Source organism: Nocardia sp. CC213A, assembly GCF_030766805.1.
GTDB lineage: Bacteria > Actinomycetota > Actinomycetes > Mycobacteriales > Mycobacteriaceae > Nocardia > Nocardia otitidiscaviarum.
In genome coordinates this window covers 265,364-283,326 of record NZ_JASFXA010000007.1, presented here as the reverse complement: position 1 = coordinate 283,326, position 17,963 = coordinate 265,364, and the positions used below count along the sequence as shown (strand labels likewise).

Annotated in this window: 22 protein-coding genes; 14 read left to right on the top strand and 8 right to left on the bottom strand. The window is 64.2% G+C overall.

The window, feature by feature from the left end; all coding sequences use genetic code 11:
* Positions 1-140: 140 nt before the first annotated feature.
* The 4 genes from QJS31_RS15730 to QJS31_RS15715 form a co-directional block, all read right to left on the bottom strand.
* Positions 141-1,697: a class I adenylate-forming enzyme family protein gene (locus QJS31_RS15730; protein WP_306357020.1), complete on the bottom strand. Its 1,557-nt coding sequence runs from the start codon at positions 1,695-1,697 to the stop codon at positions 141-143.
* Entirely contained in the window at positions 1,694-2,446 is a 753-nt protein-coding gene (locus QJS31_RS15725) for a glycosyltransferase family 2 protein (protein ID WP_306357019.1), read from the bottom strand. Before QJS31_RS15725 ends, QJS31_RS15730 begins: the two co-directional genes overlap by 4 nt.
* A gap of 109 nt (positions 2,447-2,555) precedes the next feature.
* Positions 2,556-3,434 (bottom strand): hypothetical protein, encoded by an 879-nt coding sequence (locus QJS31_RS15720; protein ID WP_306357018.1) that lies wholly within the window; start codon positions 3,432-3,434, stop codon positions 2,556-2,558.
* A 2-nt stretch (positions 3,435-3,436) separates the two neighbouring features.
* On the bottom strand, positions 3,437-4,405 hold the full coding sequence (locus QJS31_RS15715; RefSeq protein WP_306357017.1) for a 3-oxoacyl-ACP synthase III family protein: 969 nt from the start codon (positions 4,403-4,405) through the stop codon (positions 3,437-3,439).
* Between the two features lie 185 nt (positions 4,406-4,590).
* Here QJS31_RS15715 and QJS31_RS15710 point away from each other — a divergent pair, with 185 nt between their 5' ends.
* Positions 4,591-5,802 (top strand): cytochrome P450, encoded by a 1,212-nt coding sequence (locus QJS31_RS15710; protein ID WP_282777327.1) that lies wholly within the window; start codon positions 4,591-4,593, stop codon positions 5,800-5,802.
* A gap of 79 nt (positions 5,803-5,881) precedes the next feature.
* Positions 5,882-6,460, top strand: coding sequence for a TetR/AcrR family transcriptional regulator (locus QJS31_RS15705; RefSeq protein WP_282777325.1), 579 nt, complete (start codon positions 5,882-5,884; stop codon positions 6,458-6,460).
* Between the two features lie 151 nt (positions 6,461-6,611).
* On the opposite strand, the gene QJS31_RS15700 is transcribed toward QJS31_RS15705, so the two are convergent.
* A complete protein-coding gene (locus tag QJS31_RS15700; RefSeq protein ID WP_306357016.1) occupies positions 6,612-7,181 on the bottom strand; it encodes a helix-turn-helix domain-containing protein in 570 nt (189 codons plus the stop codon).
* 645 nt (positions 7,182-7,826) lie between these two features.
* Between QJS31_RS15700 and QJS31_RS15695 the strand changes: the two genes are divergently transcribed.
* Positions 7,827-8,075 carry a hypothetical protein gene (locus QJS31_RS15695; RefSeq protein ID WP_282777321.1) on the top strand — a complete coding sequence of 83 codons (249 nt, stop codon included), beginning with the start codon at positions 7,827-7,829 and terminating at the stop codon, positions 8,073-8,075.
* Between the two features lie 103 nt (positions 8,076-8,178).
* On the opposite strand, the gene QJS31_RS15690 is transcribed toward QJS31_RS15695, so the two are convergent.
* A complete protein-coding gene (locus tag QJS31_RS15690; RefSeq protein ID WP_282777319.1) occupies positions 8,179-8,433 on the bottom strand; it encodes a helix-turn-helix domain-containing protein in 255 nt (84 codons plus the stop codon).
* Positions 8,434-8,573: 140 nt separating this feature from the next.
* Between QJS31_RS15690 and QJS31_RS15685 the strand changes: the two genes are divergently transcribed.
* The 3 genes from QJS31_RS15685 (at position 8,574) to QJS31_RS15675 (ending at position 10,734) form a co-directional block, all read left to right on the top strand.
* Complete coding sequence (locus QJS31_RS15685) at positions 8,574-9,131, top strand: helix-turn-helix domain-containing protein (protein WP_306357015.1); 558 nt, start codon at positions 8,574-8,576, stop codon at positions 9,129-9,131.
* A gap of 192 nt (positions 9,132-9,323) precedes the next feature.
* Positions 9,324-10,061 carry a PE-PPE domain-containing protein gene (locus QJS31_RS15680; protein ID WP_282777315.1) on the top strand — a complete coding sequence of 246 codons (738 nt, stop codon included), beginning with the start codon at positions 9,324-9,326 and terminating at the stop codon, positions 10,059-10,061.
* Between the two features lies 1 nt (position 10,062).
* Positions 10,063-10,734 (top strand): hypothetical protein, encoded by a 672-nt coding sequence (locus QJS31_RS15675; RefSeq protein WP_282777313.1) that lies wholly within the window; start codon positions 10,063-10,065, stop codon positions 10,732-10,734.
* A gap of 20 nt (positions 10,735-10,754) precedes the next feature.
* Here the strand turns inward: QJS31_RS15675 and QJS31_RS15670 are convergent, their stop codons facing one another.
* Positions 10,755-10,952 carry a DUF397 domain-containing protein gene (locus QJS31_RS15670; RefSeq protein ID WP_282777311.1) on the bottom strand — a complete coding sequence of 66 codons (198 nt, stop codon included), beginning with the start codon at positions 10,950-10,952 and terminating at the stop codon, positions 10,755-10,757.
* Positions 10,945-11,745: a helix-turn-helix transcriptional regulator gene (locus tag QJS31_RS15665; protein WP_282777310.1), complete on the bottom strand. Its 801-nt coding sequence runs from the start codon at positions 11,743-11,745 to the stop codon at positions 10,945-10,947. Before QJS31_RS15665 ends, QJS31_RS15670 begins: the two co-directional genes overlap by 8 nt.
* A gap of 171 nt (positions 11,746-11,916) precedes the next feature.
* Here QJS31_RS15665 and QJS31_RS15660 point away from each other — a divergent pair, with 171 nt between their 5' ends.
* The 8 genes from QJS31_RS15660 (at position 11,917) to QJS31_RS15625 (ending at position 17,897) form a co-directional block, all read left to right on the top strand.
* The gene (locus QJS31_RS15660) at positions 11,917-12,114 is read left to right on the top strand and encodes a hypothetical protein (RefSeq protein ID WP_282777308.1); all 198 of its coding nucleotides are present in this window, start codon (positions 11,917-11,919) and stop codon (positions 12,112-12,114) included.
* Positions 12,114-12,284, top strand: a complete 171-nt coding sequence (locus QJS31_RS15655; RefSeq protein WP_282777306.1) for a hypothetical protein — start codon at positions 12,114-12,116, stop codon at positions 12,282-12,284. The genes QJS31_RS15660 and QJS31_RS15655 overlap by 1 nt, the downstream gene beginning before the upstream one ends.
* A 550-nt stretch (positions 12,285-12,834) precedes the next feature.
* Positions 12,835-13,044: a hypothetical protein gene (locus QJS31_RS15650; RefSeq protein ID WP_282777304.1), complete on the top strand. Its 210-nt coding sequence runs from the start codon at positions 12,835-12,837 to the stop codon at positions 13,042-13,044.
* The gene (locus QJS31_RS15645; RefSeq protein WP_143983727.1) at positions 13,045-13,341 is read left to right on the top strand and encodes a hypothetical protein; all 297 of its coding nucleotides are present in this window, start codon (positions 13,045-13,047) and stop codon (positions 13,339-13,341) included.
* 284 nt (positions 13,342-13,625) lie between these two features.
* A complete protein-coding gene (locus tag QJS31_RS15640) occupies positions 13,626-14,246 on the top strand; it encodes a hypothetical protein (RefSeq protein ID WP_282777302.1) in 621 nt (206 codons plus the stop codon).
* Positions 14,247-14,248: 2 nt separating this feature from the next.
* Entirely contained in the window at positions 14,249-16,378 is a 2,130-nt protein-coding gene (locus tag QJS31_RS15635; RefSeq protein WP_306357014.1) for a hypothetical protein, read from the top strand.
* A 516-nt stretch (positions 16,379-16,894) separates the two neighbouring features.
* Positions 16,895-17,182: a hypothetical protein gene (locus tag QJS31_RS15630; protein ID WP_282777298.1), complete on the top strand. Its 288-nt coding sequence runs from the start codon at positions 16,895-16,897 to the stop codon at positions 17,180-17,182.
* A 115-nt stretch (positions 17,183-17,297) separates the two neighbouring features.
* Positions 17,298-17,897 (top strand): immunity 49 family protein, encoded by a 600-nt coding sequence (locus tag QJS31_RS15625; RefSeq protein ID WP_282777296.1) that lies wholly within the window; start codon positions 17,298-17,300, stop codon positions 17,895-17,897.
* The last annotated feature ends 66 nt before the right edge of the window (positions 17,898-17,963 follow it).

Sequence of the window (17,963 nt, the reverse complement as noted above, 5' to 3'; positions counted from 1 at the left end):
TTGCGCGGACGCGCCGGGAGACCGGCCGGGGCGGCGCTGTGCCGCCACCGTCCTCGTGCGTCCGGTGTGGTCGGCGCGCCCCCGCATCGGCGCGCCGTGTGTATCTGCCCGCTACGCCCAGCGGCGTCATGCTCGCGGTGTCATCCGCGCAGCAGCGCGCGCAGTGCCGCGCGATCGGGCTTGCGGGTGCGTCCGCCCACTGGGATCTCGTCGACCATCACGATCTCGTCGGGCAGCGCGGACGTGTCGATCAGCCGGGGCAATTCGCGTGCGAGCCGCTCCCGCACCGCCGTCGCGTCCCCGTCCGCCACCACGGCGAGCACGATCCGCTCGTCCCCGATCTCGTCGGGCAGTCCGACCATGATGGCCTGCCGCACGCCGGGCACCCGCGCGATCACGGGTTCGTACAGTCCGGGATAGATATTGGTCTTGCCGCGGATCATCATGTCCTTCTTGCGGCCGACCAGCACGATGGTGTCGCCGTCCATCCGCGCGAGATCGCCGGTGTGGACTTCCTTCAGCGGCGTTTCGCCGAGGTATCCGCGGCACAGGTTGGGTCCGGACAGGATCAGCTCACCATCGTCGGCCACCCGCGCGTCCACCCCGCTGACCGGTGCGCCCAGCGGATCGCCCGCACCGTCGTAGGCCAGCTTGGCCGCCCCGGTGGTGACCGCCACCGGCAGGATCTCGGTCATGCCGTAGATGGCGAGGAATTCGCAGCCGGGCAGCGCGGACCGCGCTCGGCGCAGCAGCGCGGTGGTCACCGGTGCCCCACCGAGCGACACCTCCCGCAGCGTGGGTGCCGCCAGCGTTCCGGATTCGATGGCGGTCAGCGCCACCGCCAGATCGGCGGGCGTGAAGAACGCGTGCGTCGCCGCATCCAGCCCACGGGTGAATTCGATCGGGTCGATATGCGTGCCGAAGCGCGGATAGCGCGGTAGCGACCACCGCGCCCCCGCCATGAGCGCGGGCAAACCCATCATCAGCTGCTCGGTGTGCAGATGTGCCCCCGGCCCGAGGCTGGACCGCCCCGCCATGGCGGCCAGCCCGGCTCCGAGCGAACCACGGGTGTGCACAACGGCTTTGGGATCATCGGTGGTGCCCGAGGTGAAGACGATCAGCGCATCGGTGTCGGGATCCAGCCGCCGCTCGGCACCCCTCGCACCTGGCTCCAGCAGCCGCCGCTCGGCACCCGTCGCACCTGGCTCCAGCAGCCGCCGCAGCGGCAGCGATCCGCCGGGCGTGCCCGGCAGCCGCGGTCCGCTGTGAATGTGCCGGACGCGCAGCCGCCCGAACGCGGGCAGCTCCAGCCCCCTGGCCCGCCCGACCCGGCGCAGCGGCCCGCTCAACAGGTAGAGCAGGGATTCGGTTGCCGCCCAAGTGGGTTCGACGACGCGCAGCCGCCGTGCGAACAGTTCCGGTCCTACTCCCGGGTCGACGAAGACGATGGTCCCCCCGGCCGCGATGGTGCCGAGGATGAGCGCCACCGCGTCCACGCACGGGCGGATGGAGAACAGCATCCGATCGCCGGGACGAAAGCCATTGGTGTGCAACCGCTCTGCTGCACCGTCGATGAGCGCGACGAGTTCGCCGTAACGGAGCGGTCGCGCGCCGACCATGCCCAGCGCCGGGGCGTCGGGATGCCGTCTCGCCCGCTCGCGCAACAGTTCCAGGAAGTCGCCGGGACCGTCGCTCACCGAATGTCCACCAATTCCGGCTTGTACCGGTGATCGGCGTACCAGGCGAGCGTCTTGCGGACACCCCACGCCCGCACCCGCCGATTGGAGCCGAAAACCCGCACGTCCCTGCGCAATCCGTACTCGGTGGTAATCATCCGCACGGCGTTCACCAGCGCCCGATCCTCGTGCAGCTCCTCGATGGCCGTGCGCGGAAATCCACCCGCCGCCTCGTACAGCTCGGCGGTGATGGCCATATTGCAGCCGGGCGTCATCACGTACGGCCCGAGGTAGCGCGGATCCTGATTCCCGGGCCGGAACTTGCCGAAGGTGGACGCCACCTCCAGCGCGAACCGGATGACATTGCGGTCGGTCCAGCTCACCCCCTCGTCGGTGCGGGGTATGAGCTGCCCGCTGATCAGCCGCAGCCCGGAGTCGAACCCCGCGTGGATGCGTGCGGTCCAGTCCGAGGCCGGTATGCAGTCGGCGTCCGTGCGTGCCAGCCGCATGGCTCCCGCGGCGATGGCGTGGCGCATGCCGGTGTCGGCCGCGGCTCCGGTGCCCTTCTGGGATTCGTCGATGATCTCGATGCGCATGTCCGGGTGCGCGGCGGCGAAGTCCTTCACCACCGCCGCGGTGCCGTCGGTGGAGTTGTTGTCCACCACGATCAGCGTGAAGTCGCGGTCGCGTTGGGCGGCGAGCGCGTCCAGGGTGGCCCCGATGCCGTATTCCTCGTTGTAGGCGGGCACGATCACCCAGAGTTTGCTCATGACCCCTCCCGTGGTCCGGCGACTGCGCCCCGATGCGAAACGCACTCTGGGGTGAAATCGCGTGCCGTCCGGTCGGCGTTATCCGTGCTCACCCACATGGTCGCGCATCTCACCCCAGTCGATAGGTGATGGCGGCGGCGGACGGCCCCGCACCCGCCGCCACGAACAGCACGGCCTGCTGCCCGTCGAGCATGCCTTCCTCGCGTGCGGTGAGATAGCCGACCGGCAGCGCGGAGGTGTGCGCGTCGCCCGCGGTGCTGTCGGCGCAGAGGGCTCCGGTGGGCAGGCCGAGTCGTTCGGCGAGCACTTCCGGGAAGTCGGGCGTGGGCCGCCCGCACACCAGCACGGTGCGGGTGATGTCGATATCGTCGACCTCCACCGCGGCCAGCGCCGCTTCCACGGCGTGCTGGAGCAGTTCGTCGACGGTGGTCGCCGTGCGGTCGACGACGATGGTGGAGCGTCCGGTGGTGCCCATGCGCGGCAGGTTCACGAATCCCACCGGTTGCGGCCGCTCCTCCGTCGCCCCGACGTGCAGGCTGCCGAATCCCGCCCGGCCGTCCGATTTCTCGAGCAGCAGTGCCGCCCCGACGGGCGTGATCGGGAATCCGTCGACGGGTTCGGCGGATCCGGACGGATGCGCGTCGCCGGAGACGATCAGCACCCGCCGCACCGCCGCCGATTCCACCAGCGCCTGGCTCACCTGCACGGCATTGAGCACTCCGCAGGCCCCGTTCATGAGGTCGAAGCTCAGGCACGGCACATCCCCGCTGGCGTACTCCAGTCCGATGCCCACCTGCTGCTGGATCAGCGCCGACATGGCGGGTTCCACCATATTGGCGTCCCGGTAGACGCCCACGTTGATGAGCGCGTCGATCTGGTCGGGCGTGGTCCCGGCCCGCTCGATGGCCTGTTTCGCGGCCAGCGCCGCCTGCTCGATGGAACTGCCGCGGCCCGAGACCGTGGCCACCGAGGAGATCGCGATGCCCATGGTCATCCCACCCGCAATTCGCCGAGGGTCACCGAGAGGAATCCGGCCACCACACCGGACGCGGCGGGCACCATCAGCACCTTCGCGCCGCCGGTGAGCAGCCCCTGTTTCAGCGCGTCGTGCAGTACCACGAAATGTGATGTGGACGCGGTATTTCCGTATTTGTCGAGCACCATCAATCCGGGTGGCATGGCGGCGTCGAATTCCCGTTCGGCGATCTTGTTGATCAATTCCACCGCGGGACCGCTGAATTGATGATGGATCACATAGTCGTATCCCTCGTCGCCGAACCCGCCGCCGCGCTCGCGCAGGAAATCATTCTGCCGAGTGGTCCACAGCAAATATCTGGCTTCGTTGTGCATGGCCCGGTTGTCCGTGTACAGCGCGATGCCGGGACTCCGGTCGCTGGGCATGCCGAGGCACAGGCCCGCGAAGGCGGCGCTGGTATTGAGTTCGATGTATTCGATGCCCTCGTCGGCCCCGCCGTCGGCGTCGAGCACCACCGCCGCGCCCGCGTCGCCGACGGTGAGCGAGGCGAACTGCGGATCGTATTTCTCCGACATCTCCCGCACGGCGGTATCGGCGATGGGGGTGATGTTCTCGCCGGACACCACCAGTCCGCGCCGCGCGATCCCGGCCCGAATCATCCTGTCCAACACCAGCACTCCGGTCAGCATGCCCGCGCAGGCATTGGAGACGTCGAAGTGCACGGCCCGGCGCGCGCCCAGTTCGTTGCGCAGCATGAGCGCGAAGGAGGGTTCGAGGGTGAAGTCGCCGTCGCGGATGCGGGTGATCGAACAGGAGATGATCACATCCAGATCCGCGGCGTCGTAGCGGGAATTCGCGAGCGCGTCGCGTGCGGCGTCGGCCGCGAGGGTGAACGAGTCCTCATTCGCACCGGCCGTGCGGCGGGCGCGCACGCCGCTCACCCGTTCCAGGTCGATGGGGTTGTCGATGGTCAGCTGCCGCATAAGCTCTGCGGTAGTCACTTCGTTGTCGGGCAGTGTCGATCCCACCGCTTCGATGCGCGATCTCACCATGTTCGGCTCCAGACAGTGATCGGTTGCGGGCGACCGTAGCAGTGTGTGTATTTCGGTTTTGAAAAATTCTCAGGTCAGATGTGTGATGTGAACGACATTGCACCCCGGGAGGATCGATGTTGGATACCGCCAAGCGCCACGAATTGGCTCTGCTCGCCGCCGGTCAGCCCTGGCTGCCCGCGCTGCTGCTCGCCGGCCGGCTGGCCCGCCCCATCCGCAAGGTGCCCAAGCTCGGCTGGTTCGTGGCGGACCCGGCGGTGGCCCGGCAGATCTACAACGATCACGCGCACTTCAGCATCGTCTCCGAGGGAGCCGCCGGGCACTGGTGGGCGCAGGTGATCGGCGACTGGGTGGAGGATCTCTTCGAGGGTCCCGGCCACACCGAGTTGCGCGACAAGGTCCGCGACCTGTTCACCGCCAGGCACACCGAAGACCTGGTCGAACGGGTGATCGGCCCGGCCCTGCGGGAGCTCGCGACGGACCTGGCCGCCGGTCGCACGGTCGATATCGCCGAACGCGCTCGGGTGCTGGTGGGCCGCAGCGTCTCCGATCTGGTCGGTATGGGACCGGCCGACATCGCCGCCCTGTTCACCGACGGCACCCTCGACGGCGATGCCGACGAGCCGTTCCGGGTGCTGTTCGAACATGTCGAGGAACTGGTGAATCTCGGCATCGGCACCATGGCGTCAACCACCCTTGATCCGGTAGCCCTGGATCGCGCCCGCACCCTGGCCGCCAAGCTGTCGGCCTCGGTCCCCGCCGCCTACGAGCGCGCCGACGGCAATACCACCCTGGGCCGCTGCCGAGAGCTGGGCCTCCCGGTCGAACACGCCTCGGGGCTGGCCATTCTCATGGCGGTGGCGGGAACGGACACCCTGGCCAGCGCCATGGGCCGAATGGTCGCGCTGCTGCACGACAGCGGCGAGCAGCACGCCCTGCTGGCCGCGCCGGACCGAGTGCCCGACGCGGTGCGCGAAACCCTGCGCGTCACCAGTCCCGCCTACCTGGTGGGCCGCTCGGTCACCGCCGATGTGGAGGTCGCCGGGCGTCGCCTCGTCGCGGGCGAGCATGTCAAGATCCTGACCTGGTCGATCAACAATGCCGTCGGCGATTTCCGGGTGCACCGCGACTATGTCCCGGAAACCCGTCAGCTCTGGTTCGGCGGCGGTCGGCACCTGTGCCTCGGCGCGCAGCTGGTGCACTCCGAGCTGTCGGCCCTGCTGCGCGCTCTCACCGCCGCCGGACGTCCCTTCGAGATCGTCGAAAGGCGTTATCGCCGAAAGGTATTCATCCCCACGTACGAAACCCTGCGCATCCGGCTGACCTGAACCCCAACTACCGCTCCGCATGTTGTACTCTGACTGTAGTGTTTTAATCCGGAGTGCATTTCGAACGGAGTGATGCCAGGTGGTGCGCACCAATCCCGAACGCCGACGGGCACTGCTGGACGGCGCGATCGAGGTCCTCGCCCGCGACGGCGCCCGCGGCCTCACCTTCCGTGCCGTCGACAAGGAGGCGGCGGTCCCGGCGGGCACCGCCTCCAACTACTTCACCAACCGCGACGACCTGCTCGTTCAGGTGGGCCACCGCTACTACGAGCGTCTGATACCCAGCGACGAGACCATGGCCAAGCTCACCCAGGCCCCGCGCACGAGGGAAACCATCACCGAGCTCATGACCGAAGTGGTCGACCGCATCACCAACTTCCGCACCGGCTATATCGCCCAGCTGGAACTGCGCCTGGAATCCACCCGTCGCCCCGAACTCCAGGCCCTGCTCACCGAACGGGTGCGCGCCGATATCGACTTCAATATTCGCAACCATCTCGACTCCGGTATGCCCGGCGACGAGGACACGGTGCTCCTGCTCTACCTCGCCCTCAACTGGCTCATTCTCGAACGCCTCACCCTCCCCGGCATTTTCGGCGAGCAACGGGCGCGCGAACTGGTCACCGTCGCGGTGGACCGGGCTATCGGCAACGACTGAATTCCTCGGGAATCAATCGCAACAGCCACCACGGCCGTGCGGGCAGCTCCGGGGTGTAGAGCCGCACCGCCATTCGGCTCACCCGCCGACTGCGCACGTCCCGGATATGCAGACTTTCCTCCGGAGAATCCGGCTCGGGTAATCCGCTGTTTCAGAGTTCTTCCCACTCCGGTGCGACCCGGCACCGTTCGATGACCTCCTCGACACTGCGGTCCGGGGTGATGATCGAGGTGAACATGCGCAGCCCGTGCTGGAGACGGTGCGCCTCCCGATGCCATTCGACCATGACGGTGCGCGCGTTCGGATCCAGGAACATCCATTCGACGAAGTTTCTTCCGGCCCGCATTCCCGGAAAAGTCCGCTGGTAGGCGGTATTCGCCGCGACGATGGTGAAGGTCGGCATGAGATAGAGGCTGGCCGGATGGTCGAGGCTGGCCAGATCGGCCAGATCGCTCGGCGCGGGACCCGCGGATTCGCTGTGCGGCACCCGCCCGAACACGCTCGGCAGCACCAGTCCGAGGATATGTCTGCGATAGATCGGCGGCACGGCGAGCTCGTCGAACAGTACCTGCAGGGTGTTCAGCGTGGTGGTCCGAGTGCCCGCCTCGATCTTCTCGATGAGCGAGACCGATACGTTGGCGCGGGCGGCGAGCTGGGCCCGACTGAGTCCGGCATCCAGTCTGCGTTGGCGTAGGTATTCGCCGAACATGTTGTTGACCAACGGATATCACCTCTCGGTTGGCATCTCTCGGTTCCTGCCGCGGGTTCGCTCACGGATTGTGTGGATGGCGACCGTTGATCTCCCATCGCTTACCCCCGGATAATAGAACATATGTTCGAAGCTTAACGATTTAGGTGCCGTGACCTGCGTGTCGGAGGTCACGGCACCACCGTGGTCGGGGTGGAAGGCGGTCAGGTGGGCTGGTTGGATGTGTGTATCGGAAACCGAATCGGGTGGGCGATGACCGCGGCGGGGGTCGAGGTCGGTGAACTCGCGGGGTGTATGGGAGTTACGGACTCGGAGTGGACCGACCGAATGGCGGAACCGGCGTCGTTCACGCTCGCGGAGTTGATCCGAATGTCGGCTCCGTTGGGGTGCAACGCTTTCGAACTCTTACCCTTCCCTGGTTGTCCGTTGGTCGCGCCCGGTGAAGTGTGTTGTTGCACAAGGGGTACCGCGAATCCCGGGCAATCATGACCCGTGGGTAGTGTCGCGCGAGCGGGTAGCGAATCGCCGTGTAGCAGAGCGCCTTTGAAGTTCCTTTAGCTCGGCTATGGGTTATAAATACGTGGATTCCGGTGCGGCGGCTTGTTCCGGCCGGAATCGGCTCGAAGCTGAGCACTTGAAGGTAAGGGGAAACTGATCGTGGAAATTGGCTCGATGCCTGAGTTGATGGCGCAGGGTGCGTGCTCTGAAACGGCGTTGCGATCCGCCATCGGCGGCGATGCCGTCAACCGGGTCATCGATGGCAGTGCGACCGTCACCGACGTGCTGATCGCCGCCTGGGTGGGGAGGGCCGCCGATCCGGCCCAGACTCTTGTCGACTACGCGCGCTTTCACGTCGGGATACCGGTCGACGAGACCGGTAGGCCCAATGGCACGTGGTGTGCCTGACGCGCCACGGTGTGTCGTGGCCGCCGGATAGGCGACGGCCACGTATGTACGGGTGGATCGGGGTTCCGCGCCACCCGGTGAATCGAACCGGCCGGGAGCCTTCTCAGCGCGGCGGCTCGATGCCCTTCGTCGCGAGTGCTACGAACTCACGCATCGGTATCTCGAGCGCTTCGCAGAGCGCGAAGAGCTGATTCATATCCGGCGACCGCTCGCCGTTCTCGAACCGCTGGATGGTGCTGAGCCCCAGTCCGGTGCGGTCGGCGAGTTGCTGCCGGGAGAGGTGCTTGCGTGCGCGTGACGCCCGCAGCTCGTTGCCCACTGCGCGGTTGATCTCCGCGGCCGTCTCATTCAAGCCCATACGGACCATTCTGAAGTCCGAACGGAGTTGTCGCAACGACTTCGATCGTGGCGTAGGCGATGCCGTCATGATTCCTGCAAACTCCAAGGAAAATCCGTTCGGGGTTGCTACAGGTCCGAACGGAACATATTGTGCTCCGTATGGAACAGTTGGATGTGCTTGTTGCGGAGCAGGTGCGGCGCGTCGCGGCGCAGCTGGGTCGTGATAGCGACGACCTTGCTCGGTGTCTCGGCCTGTCGCGGGAGGAGTTGCGGCTGCTCCTGGCTGCGCGGCGATCCTTCACGCTGGAGCATTTGGTGGGGATCGCCGATGCTCTCGGCTGCTCGGTGGAGGAGCTGATTCCGGACGTCGAGGCGTCGGCTGAGTACCCCGGTGCGCGCGCCGAATGCCGTTCCATGGGTTGCGAAGCCAACCATTCGCACGGTGCGTGTGACATATGTCACGGCGCCGGACCCGCAGAGATTCCACTTACTCGCAACATTTCAGTTAACGCGCAGCATGCGCTCAGCGATGCCGTCGAAAGCCTCCCCCGCCTGACCGGATTCGACCCGTGGCGGTCGGCCGTGCCCGGCCTGCCCTACCTCTCCGGCGACGAACCGAATGCCGTCGCGGTCATCGTGATCCACGACCCGCGCGACGGCCGCGTGTGCAGCGCCACGCTCATCGCCTCCCCCGACGGATCCGCCGCGACCCGTTGACTGTCCCTCCCGTGGAGCCGCCGCTGTCCGGCGCGTTCCGTCGTCTCTCCCGTGGAGCCGCCGCTGACCGGCGCGTTCCGCTCTCCCCCGGAGCCGCCGCCGTCTGGCGTACTCCGTCTCCCTGCGGAAGCCGCCCTGTCCGGCGTCTTCCGTGATCGCCCCTGCCCGCTCAGCAGAAAGTCCACACCCGCCATGACCGAATCCTCCGAGAAGATCGACGTGCTCATCATGGGCGGCACCTGGAACCCTCACGGCGACGGCGTCACCACCGCCTTCGCGGCCGCGCTCGATCCCGCCCGCTTCACCCCGCGCATGATCCCCTATCCGGCCGACTACGGCCGCCAGGTCGCGTTCGCCGACAGTCTCGCGGCGGGCCGCCGCGCGCTGCTCGAGGCCATCGAGGCCACCCCGAACCGCGTAGTACTCGCCGGATACTCCCAGGGCGCGGCCATCGCCGGTGACGTGGCCGCCGACATCGGCAAGGGCCTCTGGCCCCACCTGGAGGTGGCCGCCTGCGCGCTGATCGCCGACCCGCTGCGCCCCGCCGGTCAATGCGTCGGCCCCGAACCCGGCGGCTACGGCATCGCAGGCCAACGCTGGATCCCTTTCGTCCCCGCGTATTGGGCTGCGGCACAAGGCGATCCGATCACCGCCCTACCGCCCGGCAATGCCCTGCGCCTGCTCGCCGACCTCTCCGAGTACTTCTGCCTCGCCGACCGCGAAGCCATGCTCCGCTGGGGCCAGAGCCTCTTCGAGATCGCCGTCCACAAACGCCTCCAACGCTGGTGGTCCCCCAAGAACTGGACCACCTGGACCGGCGTCCTCACCTACGCCCGCGGCTACCTCCTCGACGGCCGCCACACCGACGACTACATCCGCCTCGGCCACGCCGCCCGCCTGGCCGACACCATCAACCGAGAGGTGGCCTGACATGACCCCCGACCACCTCTATCTCTCCCACGACGCCATCCGCGAACTGGACCGCCTCCTGCGTGAAATCCCTGATCTCTCAGACGATCTCGCCGACGCCTTCGCCTGCCGCACCCGCCTCAACGGCCCCACCGAATACCGCCTCCAGCCCCGCTCCGCCACCCAACCCCTGCCCTACAACCCCGCCGCCTCGAAAGCCGCCGACCACCTACACGCCGTCCTGTCCTCCTGGACCCGCCTGATCTGCGAACAACGCGGCCTCCCCTACACCGCCGGAACTACGACCCCCGCCTTGGCCCGCTGGCTACACCGCAACCTCATTGCCTTCGCCATGACCGAAGGCGTCGAATCCGCCCCCGCCGAACTCGCGGCAGCTGTCGCCACCGCGACCCGAATCGTCTGCCCACCGGCCCGCGACCGCTCAATTGACGACGCCCAACTCGCGCAAGCCCGTCGCACGCGACTTAGCGCATCCGGAATCGCAACGCTTGCAAAGGAATTGAGCGGCGACTATCAGGGCCTCACCGTACGCAGAGTGCGAACGCTCCGAGACGCGGGCCGCATCGACCCGGTACCCGGCCCATGGTCCCCCGATCTGCCCGAGATGTTCGTCGTGGGCGAGGTGCTGGACGCTCACCTCGCCTACCCGGCACGCCGTAGCGTCGCGGCGTAACGGTGCCGCGGCATAACGGTTCAGAGATCGGCCAGGTCGTCGAACTCTCCAGCCTTGCAGCCCTGTAACCACGCGGTGAACTCAGCTCTGTCGAACGCTACGGTTCCTGCTTCGGGAGCGTTGCTATTGCGTATCAGCACAAGGTGTTTCGTCGCCGCGACCTCGACGCAAGTCTCTCGGTCGGTGAAGCTCGACTTGCGCCATGCGAGGTCATCCATTGGTACTCCAAGCGTCGGCCAGCCTGCGGATGAACGTACTGGACTCTCTCGGTGCCAAGGCTATCCGACACGCATGGTCGAACGATGCGACGAAGTAGGCGACCTCGTCGGGCTCGGATATGAAGTACCCGCCCCCGTATCCCTCGAGGTGCACTCGAGGCTTTCCCCATTGGTGGTCCATGATGACGAAATCGCCGAGCCGCCGGGCCGCGTACTGGCCCGCCTCATATGTCGCTACCCGTATGGTGACATTGGGCAATGCTGCCAGCTCAGTCATGGTAGCGAGCTGTTCAGCCATTACCGCGCGCCCTCCGAGTTGGAGTCGCAGCGCGGCTTCGGGCTGAATCACATCGACCTTCAGATCACCGCTCCGAATCCGCCGCTGCCGGTAGGCACGCTGCGCGACGGTTTCCTCGAGGAACGACGCCGACGGAGCGGTGAAGAACGCGTGGCGCACGATCTCGCGCGCATAGGCCGCCGTCTGGAACAGCCCGTAGACAGCGCGCGGCTCATGCGCACGAAGTTCAGTCGCCGACTGCTCCATTGCGAGATAGGTGTCCAGCCAGCTGGGCATCTCGTTGACCCGGAGCGGAAGATTGCTCAGCATCGCGTCCAGCTCGCTCATGCTGACGTCGAGCGCCTCGGCGTAGCGCACGCGCTGTGTGGGATGCGGCGTGCTCTCGTCGCGCTCCCACTTGCCGAGCGTGGTCCGATCGACACCGACCAGTTCGGCAACCTCCTCTTGTGTTCGGCCGGTCGCCTTTCGCGCGTCGATCAGCATATGGCGTCGCACAAACACATCATAGCCACCTCATATAAGCCGTGGACTCGCTTGCCGCGATCCCGCATTCTGAACTCGAGCACCCGACGCCGGGACGAATCCCGCGCCCACACAACAGCACTGACCGACGAGCCGCGGTCCGTGCGCCCGGCGTCGGGTGCTCCCTGCCCCCTGGAGGTCCCCATGGACTACACCCTGTCGGAACTGCTGGCAATGGCCGCCCACTCCGAACCCGACACCCCCTTCACCGTCGACCAGGCCCACGAAGCCATGCGCATGCACCGCGAATGCGCCGTCTACCACTGCCCGCGCAAGACCGCCGCCTTCGAAGCCCTGATCGAGGCCGGTCGCATCGTCCCCGACTCCTCCCGGAGGTACTGATGACCGCGTACCTGCTGTTCGCTATCGCATCAGCACTGATCTTCGGCACCGGCTATTGCGCGGGCCGACGCACCGTCCGACCCCGCCCGCAGGGCCGCCACCGCCACGACCCCGGCCAATCCAGCCAGATGCACGTGACTCAGCTCCTGGCCTCCGCCATGGTCCTGTAAACACTGATCTACCAGGAACTTTAAAGAAGTTTCGGATTCGGTGTTGACTTCCGGCCATGCTTAAGCCAAGCTTGGTGCAGCGCCAGAGCTGCGCCCACATCCCGGAAATCACCGGAAACCTGCGGTAGGAATCTCGATCCTCCGAACGGAACCCCCGAACGAAACTCCGTCGCCGCGTGCGACTTCCAAAGCGTTCCAGATTCAGGATCGGCACACCGCAGACCCCTAGCGTGCAGCGACCCTCTGCGCTATCACCCGTAGTCACGGGACCGCAGCTGCCACAGCGCATTTCACAAGTCGCTGGCCGCCGCACGCATCACCGATCGCGCCCTCGATCCCGCCTCCGGGATCGGGGGCGCGGTCATTGGAACACCCCTTCGAACCCGCGAGGACCCTCATGATTCTCGGCCTGTCCATCAATGAATGGATCACCATCGGCATGCTGATCGCCCAGCTGATCGCCGCCGTGGCCCCACTGATCCCGTAACCACCCGGGCCCTGCTTTCCAGAGCGGCACCGGGCCCCGCAGCACTCGTCGAAAGGAAACACCATGCGACTCAACAGGGTTCCCGAACCGGCTCTGGTGCGCTCCATCCTCGTAGCCATCTCCGGCGTAGCCGCCTACCTCCTGGGCCGCCAACTGAACACCGACTGGATCGACACCGCCCTCACCCTCTACGGCCTCCTCACTCCGGTCATAGCCGGGGCGGTGATCAGACCGGCCGTCACCCCGGTACTCCGGACGGACGGTGAGAGCTGAATGCAGTCATGGCTGAACCCAGAACTGGTACAGGCCATCGGAGTGGCGGTCGCGACCGTCATCGGCGCGGTAACCGCCTGGCAGGCAAGAGAAGTCGCGAAACTCCGTGAACGCGTCGCCGCCCTGGAAGACCAGGCCGCCAGCGACCACCTCCGCTTCCGCGACGCCATCCGCCTGATCCGAGCCCTCCAACGCCACATCGACGAACTACTCACGTTCCTGCGCCTGCACGTCCCCGGCCAGGAACCACCCCGGGCGAAATACCAGATCCCCGCCACCCTCGAAGAAGAGATCTGACGCCCCAACTGTGACGCCTTCGCGTCCAATTCCCATGCGGCAGGCCCCCGAAACCCTTCCACAGGTTACCGAGCGGGTTCAGAGCCCGCCGCATGCCCGCCCCCAGCGCGCCGCGTCTCCCGCAGGTGGTCCGCGGTAGCAGACGCCCGCCGCAGCGCAGGGGGCGCAATGGTCCCGCCCCCGGATCGCCCCTCACCTCCGGGGGCGGGACCCCACACCTCCGATTCCGAGCCCGAGCCGGCTCGCGATCCGTCATGCCCACATCCGGAAGGCCCCGAATTCCCATGTCCGACAAGGAAATCATCGACTCAGTCCACTTCGGCACCCAACCCCCGCCGCAGTCGAACTACGTGAAAACCGACACCGGCCAACTGGTCACCCCAGAATTCCTGTCCTTCCTCCAACACACCCTCACCGGCAAGCTCGCCGACCACCAGCCCGACACCGCCCTCGACCCCCAGGTCCGCGCCCTCGCCGAAGAACTCTCGGTCATCCACCTCCCGGAATGGCACAGCGAGGTAGGCCGAAAACTGGCCGACCCCACCGTAACCAGCATCAAACAAGCCACCCGAGTAGCCGAATACCTCGTCAAACGCGGCGTCCGTGTCCACCCCGAACTCGAGGAAATCCGCTGGACCCCCACCCCCGGCGGCCCGCCCGGAGCCTTCGACACCGGCATGCACATCACCAAGGACACCCAAGGCAACTGGCCCACCCCCGACCCCGAGTCCTACTACGACCTGGAACAAATCCAGGTCAAACAAACCGACGACGGCCTCTGGTGCGCCACCCACCCCCGCGGCCTGTCCGCCCAAGCCCCAACCAAGACCGACGCCTACGCGGGCATGGTCGAGCAGCTGCGACAGCGCATCGAACAAGCGCGCCTCAGCCGCCGCGAGGAGTGATCATGTCAGCCAAGCCCATCGATGATCCTGCTGCTTCGCGGGTCTTCAACTACTCGGTGCGGACGCCAAGAGATGCTGCCGCGACTTTCGCGAGAGTACTCAACGCTGAGGATCTGATGTCGACCGCAGCGTCAAGAGCCCATGAGTTCGCGCTCACGGACTTCATGTCCTCGGGGCCGTGGGGCCAACAAGTAGTTGAACGAGGCACTATCCAAAGCATCGCCGGCCCGCCGCCGATCCTGCGGAGGCCTGACGATGACCTTCCAGAGAAGGTCGAGAATCGAACTGCACCCTCGGTCTCGCGCGAGGACACGGTCCCGCCTCCAAATCCTGCCGGGCCGACCGTCTTCGAGCAAATGTATTCCGAACCGGAACCCGAACCCAGTACCCAAACTCCGACTGTGAAGGTCCCGGAATCCCTGGAAGAACTGGCCCTCCCCGGCTACGAGGCCCCTAGTCAACAAACGATGCTGTCGCAATTCTATGGGGAACTGGGTGCAGATGGTCCGACGTCTCCGGCCTCCAATGCGGGCCCGAAATCGCTGTTCCCAGAAATCGTTACAGCCGAGGGCTCTGTAGGTATTCCGGAACCACAGAAGTACGTAATTCCTTCTGCCATCACGGCTCCAAGGACGTGGTTTAGATCTGGAGTGGACGGATATGGCTTCAACTACTCTCAGGAGCAGTTGCGAAAGGACCTCGAAGCCTATACGAGAGGACCCCAACCCTGGGTTGGACCAGGTAATCCGTACTACCTGGCCAGGGAACGCCTCGTTAAGGCCCAGTATACGCCCGAGGAACAGTTCAACGACCTACTCTGGGCCTTCCGCGAGGCCGGCACGCACGAAGATCGAGTCAAGAAGTCCCAGGCAATTCAACGACTAGCGCAGATCGGGATTTTCCCTTACGAGAATCCAGCGATAAAGGATCATGTGGAGAGGATTCAGGGCTTCGGCAGGCTCACCGCTCCATCACAGCCGGCTAAGAATGCGCCACCGCCCCCTGAGCGATCCAAACCTACCACCCTCGACATATATATGCGCAGTCGAGGCTACGTGCCCGCGGTTGTCGCTCCGTCGAATGATAAGACCGTAATAGAAGCATCTATCTCATTTGGTTCCGGACTCGTACGCCCAATTGTCGACAATATAAAAGACACCGCAGCCCTGCTTGGAATCGGAGGTCCTGGAGCTGCGGAAGCCCGGCGAGAAGCCGTCAACGGTATCGGTGCCCTTATTGGACTCGGCCCTGCAGGCGGTCCTGGAGTCATCGATTCTTGGAAAGCGGGCGGAAAAGACTTTCTGGGATGGGACGAGTGGGCGCGAGGCGATTGGTACTACGCCCTCGGGATCGTCGTTTCGAACATCGGAACAACGATCGGCACCGGTGGTGTGGCGGCGGTTCCGAAAATCAACAAGGTCGCAAACAGCATCCCGGATGTCGATGGCCCGAAGACCAAACAGGATACACCGGATGTAGCTGCCGAGAACTCTAACCGCGCTCCCGCCGACCATCCCCAGGGTTCACCGGAGACTGACGAAAACGCCCAGTCGAAGGAACAGCATGCCCAGCCCGACGGTGAAGCCTCCCCGCAAGTTGGTCCAGGACGCTTCGAGGCCGAAGATCATGTGCGGCGGGATACAGCCCCGGATCAGGATGTGCATAGTGGCTCTAGCGTCGATGATGCAGCGGACACCCCTACGAACGCCGAACCCGTCCCAAGACCCAGTGTGCCGATAAGGTTAAACCTCGGAGCCGGGTTGAACCGTATGGAAGGAGCTGTGAACGCCGATCTCAAACCAAATTCAGAACTGGATGTCCGTCTGGATGCGAACCAGCTCCCCTTCCGGGAGGGTGTATTTGACGAGGTGCATTCAGTCAACCCATACGGATACAATCCCATAAACTCGGAGACTGTCAGGGTCCTCAAGCAGAATGGAATTGTGATCGTTACCGGAAGCCCGAAGAACAAATATATCAAGACGCCCGCAAATCTCGGCGAATTGGGGCTGCGCCTTGAATGGGAGGGTCCTATACTGCCCGTGCATGGATTCGGAGTTCAACGACTCTCTGACGGAACGCCTCTATCAACTACCGAGAACCACATTACTCGAGTATATCGAAAGATCTGAACTTTGTTTAAAGTATCGATGGATGAAATATTATCAGGACTGCTTGAGCGAATGGAAAGCGGCGATTTCTCGGAAACTCTAGATATGCTCCTGTGGAAATTTCAGGACAATGGTGGTGAAATGTTGGCGACGCTTAGGGTCTGGCTCACAGGTGACGACTTGGCTAAGATTGAAGCTGCACTGAATTTTAATGGTGGGTTTCTGTTCTCGACGCGAGACGATATGGAATCTGCTTTCGCTACTCTCACTGGTAGGTATCCTCATTTTAGAGACCGCACTGTCGAGATTCTTCGAGCCTGGGATGCCCGATTCGGGTAGCCCCGGTTTGTGCCACCTCGTGGGAATATTTGCAGACGATCCTGTATCCACCGATCAACCCGCCTAATTCACTTGACTATGAGTCCTCAAGTATCGAGAAAGGTTGGCTAGAGGAACTGAGAGAATAAACTGAGCGGTGGACGAACTTAATCGAATCGCTGCATCGAAGGCAGAGACATCGGGATCGGGAGTGACCACGTGGACGAAGCATTTTTGACATTCGTTCGTGTCGCCTTAGCGTCAGAGACGGTTATGGACTTCCCGACGATGCGCGAAGTCTCTCGGGGGACGTCCCATGAGTATGAAGGGAATATAAGAAAAGAGTTTGAAACATTGCTCCGTGAGCAGAACATATCGTGTCGAGACTGGTTCAATCTTACGGCTGTAGATTTTCCGGACCATGACCAGATGTATGCGTTCCTGCGTGAGCTTTACGAATATATCTACAACGGCGGTGAAGAGCCCTCGACTCTTACGGATCTGTGAGTATAGCCGCCGAACGAGCGTTTAATGGACAGTACGGTGATGCATGTGATCGCTCCCAATCGAACGTATAACGGTTTCATGCCTAGGCACTTTGATGTCACAAGGGAGGAACATCGTGACAACCGTGGTTGCGCGCCATAGATTGCCCCAGTCTGAGGATCAATTTCTGATCGATGATCTGGGTTCTGCTGTCGATTCATTCCTCGTAGGCATCGCGGATTCGCCAATGCTGATTGAGCCCGCATTCTTGCTTTCCGTAGACTACTTTCGGTCATTGTGCTTAGTGGATGAGGACGCCGTATTGCCCGAGACGTTTGAAGCGGGGCTGATCTTCTGCAGAGCTTTTGGTTCGGACTGCGTGGCGATGGTTTGGCCGAGAAACTTGAAAGACCATAGTCTCGTCCTTCTCGGATGCGTCCGCCGCGACGGGAACCGAAGTAGAAACCTTTTGTATCCGCCAGTAGGCATGTTTCATGCTCTCTACTTCAAGGGATCCTCAGAGTTCAATGCAGCGCTGCTCGAGGCTCTCGAGCTTCACAGATTGTATTGGCATTTGAATCCCGATGGCCAGGATGATCGTTTGGGTTCGGTTTCGTTGCCTGCACTAGCGTTTGCGATCATGGCTCATGATGAGGGCGTGCCGATCGAAGTTGCTTCTGGATACCTTCCCAAGAACTTCGTCAACGATTCATGGCCCGAGGTTTTCAATTCGTGAATTCATTTTGATGCCTAGCGTCACGCTGGTGAGACTAAGGTCTGTCTGGCCATGTATGGGTTGAGT